Raw genomic sequence first — 5,722 nt, 5'->3', positions numbered from 1 at the left:
TTTGCGGAGATTCGGCAGACAATATTCCGGGTGTGAAAGGAATCGGACCGAAAGGTGCAACCAAACTTCTGCAGGAATTCGGAACCCTGGAAAAAATTTATGAAAACCTGGAAAAAATTTCAGCCAAAGGAACTCACACGAAATTAGTAGAGAGTAGAGATAATGCATTTCTTTCTCAAAAATTAGCAAAGATCGTACTCGATGTTCCGCTCGGTATACCGGAAGATCGTAATTTCAAATTTGATAAAAAATATCTGAAAAATGCAATTCCATTTTTAGAAGATAACGACCTGAAATCTTTGGTAAAAAAGATCAGAGTTGATGAAGAACTCGATTTTGGAGAGACTGAAGAAAGTGATAACACAATCAAATTTGAAACGATCGTGGTTGATAATTATCCCGAATTTCAGAAGTTATTGAGAGAAATTAAATCAAAGAGCAAAATCGCTATCGATACGGAAACAACCGATAAAGATCCGTTTCTGGCTGAACTTGTCGGGATTTCTATTTGTCTGGAAAATAAGAAAGCGTATTACATTCCCATTGCTCATCAAATGGCGGAAAACCTGGAAATGAAATATGTTTTGAACAACCTTCAAGAAACTCTGAAAGGAAAACTCCTAATTGCTCATAATTTCAAGTATGATTTTGAGATTTTATTAAGAGCAGGTTGGAAAATCCAGGAAAGAATTTTCGACACGATTTTAGCAGATTATTTGATCAATCCGACTTCGCGTCATTCGCTTGAAGCATGTTCCGATCGAGAGTTTGAATACAAGATGACTCCGATAAAGGATTTGATCGGAACCGGAAAAAAGCAGGTAACTTTCGACCTGGTTCCGGTCTCGCAGGCAGCAGAATATTCGGCAGAAGATGCTAATATCACTTTTCGTCTTTATTCCATCTTCAAAGAAAAACTGAAAGGATATGATCTTATGGAACTTTATAAAAACATTGAAATTCCGCTGATTTATTCTTTGGCAGAAATGGAGCAAAACGGCGTTCGGATCGATACAAAAATCCTGTCTGCGATCTCATCCCAAAATCAAAAGAAATTGGCGGAATTAACAAAAAAAATCTATGAAATCGCAGGTTCACAATTCAATTTGAATTCCACGCAGCAACTTGGAAAAGTGCTTTTTGAAGATTTAGGAATTCCTTATATTAAAAAGACAAAAACAGGTTATTCGACAGATGTGACGGTTCTGGAAACTTTAGCAAAAAAATATGAAATCGCTCAATTATTGATGGATTATCGTCGCATCACAAAATTAGAATCGACTTATGTGACTGCTCTTCCCAAACTGATAAATCCGCATTCCGAAAGAATTCATTCATCATTTAATCAGACGAACACTTCAACCGGCAGACTTTCCAGTTCTAATCCTAATCTGCAGAATATTCCCATCAGATCGGAGATGGGTAAAGAAATCCGCAAAGCATTCGTTCCGGAAAATGATGATTGGATAATCCTTTCCGCAGATTATTCGCAGATTGAACTTCGTTTGCTGGCGATCCTTTCCAAAGATGAAAAAATGATCGAAGCATTCCGCAATAATGAGGATATTCATTCCCAGACTGCGAGCATAATTTTTGGAAAACCAAAAGAGGAAATTTCCGCTGATGACCGAAGATATGCTAAGATCATCAATTTCGGTTTGATGTATGGAATGGGAGCGTTCCGTATTTCCAAGGAACTCGATATTTCCAGGAAGGAAGCCAACGAATTTGTGGAGAATTATTTCAGTAAGTTTCCAACTATCAGGAATTATATCAGTAAAAGTCTGGAAAAGGCAAAAGAAAATGGATTTGTCTCCACGATTTTTGGTCGGAAATTATATTTACCCGGTTTGAACAGCAAAAATAAACGAGATGTTCAAGAAGCGCAGAGAGTTGCGACCAATATGCCGATCCAGGGAAGTGCTGCAGATATCATCAAAATTGCGATGATAAATCTGCATGAAAAACTGAAAAATATTCCTGAAATAAAAATGATCATCCAGGTTCACGATGAGTTGGTTTTCGAGGTCAGGAAATCGAAACTGGATTTTGCCAAAGAACTGATCATAACAGAAATGGAGAATGCTCTTCCAAAAAAATATTCCGCTATTGTGCCGCTGGTTGTCGATGTTGGAGCCGGGAAAGACTGGTTTGATGCGCATTGATTTTTTTGCTCACGGATTTTCACGGATTGAACGGATAAAAAAACTAACAAATCCGGCAATTGCCGGATTGTGAAGTTTAAATTCTGATTGGACTCGACTTCAAAGCAAAGCGTGGAGTTGAGAACAATCAAAGAAAAAAAACCAAAAAGGAGATGACCCTCTTTCCGAAGTTTCCAACAAAGGAATTCTTTCAATAAAATTCGGAAAGTTTAGGATTATCTGCAACCTTCCGAATTTTTATAGGAGAGAAAACTTCGGAAAGTATAACAATAAATAACGAATTGAAAAGGAAACACACCTCCCGACTAAAGCCGGACTCCTCTCAAGAGGAGATTTTCTTTGTGCCTTTGTGTCTTGGTGGTGAAAAAGGAGGAATGATGAAATATCCAAAAACAGAAAAGAGAACAGTTATTGAAATTTTACACGGAAAAGAGATCAAAGATGATTATCGTTGGTTAGAAGATGACGACAGCGAAAAAGTGAAAGAATGGGACAAACAGCAGAACAAGTTTACACGAGCATATCTTGATAAACTTCCGCAACGAAAATGGTTATTGGAAAAATTCAACGAATTCGGTCGTTATGATTCGTTCGGTTCGATACGCAGACTGAAAAAAACCGACAGAATTTTCCAACATCAAAAGAAAAAAGATGAAGAAAAATATGTGATATATACTGCTGAAAATGACAATGTTCCGATGCAGGAATTTATCAATCCGAATAATTGGGCAGAAGATGAAACACTTGCCTTTTTCAATGCAACGGAAGACGGAAAGTTAGTTGCCTTCGGGAAATCGAAAGGTGGAGATGAAGCACCGGTTATTCATATTATGGAAGTAGAAAGCAGGAAAATATTGCCCGACAAAGTGAAGGGTTGGAGGCAATATCTATCTTTCTGGTTACCGGATAACAGCGGTTTTTATTATACTTGTAATCCGCTCAAAGGAGAAGTTCCGGCAGGAGAAGAATACTATTGGAATGCGAGTTATTTGCATAAATTGGGAACCGATTCAAAGGAAGATATTAAAATCTGGTGGGATGATGATGTTAAGGAAAAATGGAATCACTTAGATCTCACATACGATGACAAATATGTAATTCAAGCAAAAAGTATTTTCTATAAGGATGCTGTCTGGATCAAGGAATTCGGAAGCAATAATTTAAAAACGATTACTGATGATTTTGATGCGGAATATGCGGTTTCTTATTTTAAGGGAAAACTGTATATTCTCACTAATAAGGACGCTCCTAACAAGAAAGTTTATATCACAAATGTAGAAAATCCGGGAAAGGAAAATTGGCTGGAATTTATTTCCGAAACAGAACATAAGATCACGGATTTTGCGATTATCTGCGGCAAGATTTATGTTACTTATTTGAAAAATGTGCATACTCAAATAAATATCTTTGATCCGGAAGGAAATTATTTGCGGGATGTTCCCTTGCCAATGCCCGGAACAGCAATGATCTACGGCAGAGAAGACGGACAAGATACCTGGGTTTGGTTTTCTTCCTTTTCGTATCCGGGAACAACCTTCCTTTATAATTTTGGAAAAAATGAATTGGAAGAATTTTTCCGACCTCCAATAGATATCGATATCAAGAATATTCAAACTGAACAAGTTTGGTATAATTCCAAAGACGGCACTTCGATCCCAATGTTTCTCGTCTATAACAAGAATATTGTACGAGATGGGAATAATCCAGTTCAACTTTACGGATACGGTGGTTTTAATATTTCTTTGAAGCCAAATTTCTCATTGGCTTATTCTTTTTGGATAGAAAATGGAGGGATTCTGGTGATCGCTAATCTGCGAGGTGGCGGTGAATTTGGCGAAAAATGGCATCAAGCGGGAATGAAAGAAAAGAAGCAGAATGTTTTTGATGATTTTATCGCGGCTGCAGAGTGGTTGATCGATAATAAATATACTTGTCCGGAAAAATTAGTTGTTTGTGGTGGGAGCAATGGCGGACTTCTCATTGGAGCAATTGTCACGCAACGACCGGATTTGATGAAAGCAGCATTATGTCAGGTTCCGCTACTTGATATGATCCGGTATCATCATTCGAGTATTGCCAATATCTGGAAGGAAGAATACGGTAGTTCGGAAAATCCTGATGAATTCGAGTATATCTTGAAATATTCACCTTATCACCAAGTGAAAGAAAATGAACATTATCCGACAATGATGATCACAACCGGAATAAATGATGCTCGTGTAGATCCGTTTCACGCCAGAAAATTTGCTGCTTTACTTCAAGAAAATAATTCTTCCGAAAATCCGGTATATCTTCTCGTGGAGGATTCATCCGGTCACGGTGGTGGAACTACTCAATCTATTCAATTTGAACAATGGTCGGATTATTATGCGTTTTTGATGGATCAGTTGGGGATGGATATCTGATTTGCTCACGGATTGAACGGATAAAAAAACTTACCTCCCGAAAGCCTTCGGGACAAAGATTTGTGAAGTTTAAATTCTGATTGGACTCGACTTCAAAGCAAAGCGTGGAGTTGAGTACAATCAAAGAAAAAAAAGCAAAAAGAGATGATCCTCTTTCCGAAGTTTCCAACAAAGGAATTCTTTCAATAAAATTCGGAAAGTTTAGATCAATTTACAGTCTTCCGAATCTTAATGGAGAGAAAAAAGAAGAAAAAAACTTTGGTAGATTGGAAAACTAATTTCAATAATTTGGGAAGTTTATGTATGTTATTTCGGACAAAAAACCTAGTAAGTCATTAAGATTTCACTATATTTTTTTGCAAACAATTCGGCAATCCTAATACAATTTCAAATTACCACAAATTTTCTCTTGACTCTATTTTGGTGTTTAGTTAATTAGGCAACAGACTAAATAAGGAGATTTAGTTTTATGTTGAACGACAAAGTTTTTAAAGCATTATCAGACAAAAACAGGAGAAAAATAATCGGTCTTCTGAAAAAGAAAGATCTGACTGCCGGTGAGATCGCAGAGAATTTTGATATTTCCAAACCCTCGATCAGTGAACATCTGAAAATACTAAAAAATGCTGATTTGATCAGTTCGGAGAAAAAAGGTCAGTTCATAACATATTTTTTAAATACTTCTATTTTGGAAGATGTGGTTTCGTATTTTATGAAAATTGTTAGCAACAAAGAAAACGAATAATGAGAGTTCGTAAAAACCATCGGGACGATGGTTGTACTGTAACCCCATCGTCCCGATGGGAAAAGGAAAAGGAAATATAAATGTATAAAAGATTTCTACCACACATCCAACCGGAAAATGCTGTAATTTTTATCACTTATCGTCTTGCATTCAGTTTACCGCAAGCATTTTACAAGAAAGAATCAATTAGAAAAATAAAATCCAGAATGCAGAAAGAAATTCATAAGAATTCTAAAATAAGAAAAGAAATTACTGCGAAGTATGAATATAAACTTTTTCTTATTGAAGATCTATTTTATCCGGAGATCGTTAATTCACCTAAATGGTTAAAGGAAAAAAATATTGCTGAAATAGTTGAAGAAAGTTTGTTATGGGGACATAAGAAAAGATACGAACTTTTTTCATAT

General features: G+C 36.4%; 4 protein-coding genes. All 4 read left to right on the top strand.

The genetic code is table 11. From position 1 onward, the window contains the following. A partial coding sequence (polA, locus tag ENL20_08135; protein ID HHE38527.1) for a DNA polymerase I occupies positions 1-2,165 on the top strand: 2,165 nt, incomplete at its 5' end. Between the two features lie 341 nt (positions 2,166-2,506). Then, positions 2,507-4,570, top strand: coding sequence for a S9 family peptidase (locus tag ENL20_08130; GenBank protein ID HHE38526.1), 2,064 nt, complete (start codon positions 2,507-2,509; stop codon positions 4,568-4,570). A gap of 469 nt (positions 4,571-5,039) precedes the next feature. After that, the gene (locus tag ENL20_08125; GenBank protein HHE38525.1) at positions 5,040-5,315 is read left to right on the top strand and encodes an ArsR family transcriptional regulator; all 276 of its coding nucleotides are present in this window, start codon (positions 5,040-5,042) and stop codon (positions 5,313-5,315) included. An 80-nt stretch (positions 5,316-5,395) separates the two neighbouring features. Beyond that, the coding region (locus tag ENL20_08120; protein ID HHE38524.1) for a hypothetical protein at positions 5,396-5,722 on the top strand (327 nt) is incomplete at its 3' end.

It is taken from the genome of Candidatus Cloacimonadota bacterium, assembly GCA_011372345.1.
Classification (GTDB): domain Bacteria; phylum Cloacimonadota; class Cloacimonadia; order Cloacimonadales; family TCS61; genus DRTC01.
Note: the sequence above shows the minus strand (reverse complement) of the source record. Positions and strands in the feature narration are given on the sequence as shown.

Coding starts and splice junctions, on each gene's coding strand:
- ENL20_08125 (HHE38525.1), top strand. CDS start 5,040: ATGTTGAACGACAAAGTTTTTAAAGCATTATCAGACAAAAACAGGAGA.